The following is a 1575-nucleotide window of genomic DNA, read 5'->3' as shown; positions in this document are numbered from 1 at the left end:
CCGTTCGAAGGCGTCTTGCCTTGCGAGCATCGCGTCGTATGCGTTTTGTCTGGCCTCCCGCGCGGCCAGTTCGGTGGCCGTCATGAAGCGGTGAGTGACGTGATGCCCGTCGCCTGACGGTGGGTTCTGAACCCGGGGAATGTCCTTAGTGCCAGCCACTGATCTTCCTTGCGTTCGTACGTCGACAGCCCCAAAAAAGGGGCTGTGAGACGTTAACGAACGAGGTCAATCGTGGCTGTAGGACTAGTCTTCAAAATTGCTGGGAGAGTTCGATAGGGTTGGCAATTCAGTAGGTACTGTTGTCCAGCATACTTTCTCAGACCACGAATCAGGCGTTTGCAAAGTTGATCGAATTTTCCAGGGCTCGTCGAACTCGCCTTAGTGGTCTCGGTGCCCGTGGAGCTACGCCTCAACTCCAATAAATATTTCAAGGTCTCGGGGGATGGGTTGATTGATCAAAGCACCAATTTTCTGGGCTTGCTCAGCTGTTAATAGCCATTCTCCGCTTGCCATTTCGTTTAGGTTTTTATGGCCGAGGAGCTGCACAATCTGGTCGTTAAAGGCAGTATCTACATCAAACTCATATTTCAGCGAGCTATCTTCAAAGCTGTCAGGCAAAAATCCCGTAATGCACAAATACATAACTACCTCTCAGTCTATTTAGGAGTGGTTCTTCCTGGTTTTGCGGGCTTGGTCTGTTCCCCTGTTTCAGGGTCGAATTCGCCTAGATGCTTTCCTCGCTTGTCATACATTTCAATCGCCCCATGTTGGCTATCCCACTCGTAAATCCGCCCCTTGTGGTCTTTCCAGCGTTTGCGCAGTCCGCCCCCACCTTGAACGTTGCTCCTTGCTTTGTCTTTCACTGCATCAGGAAAGGCAGTAAGACCCTTTGGTGCCTGATGATATTTATGATCAGAAGCACTCACCACAATGTGAACCGGCTTCACCCCCGAGTTTGCCGGAAACACAAGAATGAAATCCTTGTACTTTGGCGGATACACCGGATTCACGATGATGCTGTCAGCCGCTTTCGTCGGCGGATAAACCCAAATGTGCGGTGCTTGCGGAGCTGCTTCCAGCGCGGGAATACCGAGGATGTCTGAACCATCCACAGCCGGTGTCCAGATCAGCTCAACACCATCCCCGAGATCCGCCACCTGCTGACTGCCGCGCAAGCTGAACTGCACGACATCAACCATTTCCCAATCGCGGTTCTTGCCGGTGTAGAAACCGTATCCCTTGAGACTGCCGTCAGCCTGTTGCTCGACTCTCAGCCGAACGCGGGTGCGGGCCTGTTCTAGGGTCCGTAATTGTTCTTCGGTGTAGAGGGCGCTGTCGTCCAGGCCGGGTACCCAGAAAATTGCGGCCAGACCGGCCAATACGGTAGCTCCAGTAACGCCGAGTGCTGCGGCCGGAATGACGAGAGTCGGCGTACGCAGTGCAAGTCGGCCAATACCGAGCGAGACGGTACTGCCGCTGATGGTTTCGAGATTCAGCAGCCCCGCATCGTCTACCTCGCGAGCACCGAGCCAGGCTACTTCTCCGTAGTCCTTGAGGCTGTCGGTGGGCACCATT

2 protein-coding genes and 1 pseudogene are annotated in these 1575 nt (G+C 54.0%); all 3 read right to left on the bottom strand.

Translation table 11 applies throughout. The features are described from left to right. Positions 1-159, bottom strand: a pseudogene (locus ACXPVS_RS27305) (toxin); the annotation flags it as partial. A gap of 243 nt (positions 160-402) precedes the next feature. Then, a complete protein-coding gene (locus ACXPVS_RS27300; RefSeq protein WP_458512650.1) occupies positions 403-642 on the bottom strand; it encodes a pyocin S6 family toxin immunity protein in 240 nt (79 codons plus the stop codon). A 14-nt stretch (positions 643-656) separates the two neighbouring features. Then, positions 657-1575, bottom strand: a 919-nt coding sequence (locus ACXPVS_RS27295; RefSeq protein ID WP_458512649.1) for a colicin E3/pyocin S6 family cytotoxin, incomplete at its 5' end; no start/stop codon positions are given.

This window comes from Pseudomonas sp. Ma2-10 (assembly GCF_054330215.1).
Note: the sequence above shows the minus strand (reverse complement) of the source record. Positions and strands in the feature narration are given on the sequence as shown.

Bases quoted from the DNA above. Each gene is read 5' to 3' on its own strand.
- ACXPVS_RS27300 (WP_458512650.1), bottom strand. From the start codon at position 642: ATGTATTTGTGCATTACGGGATTTTTGCCTGACAGCTTTGAAGATAGC.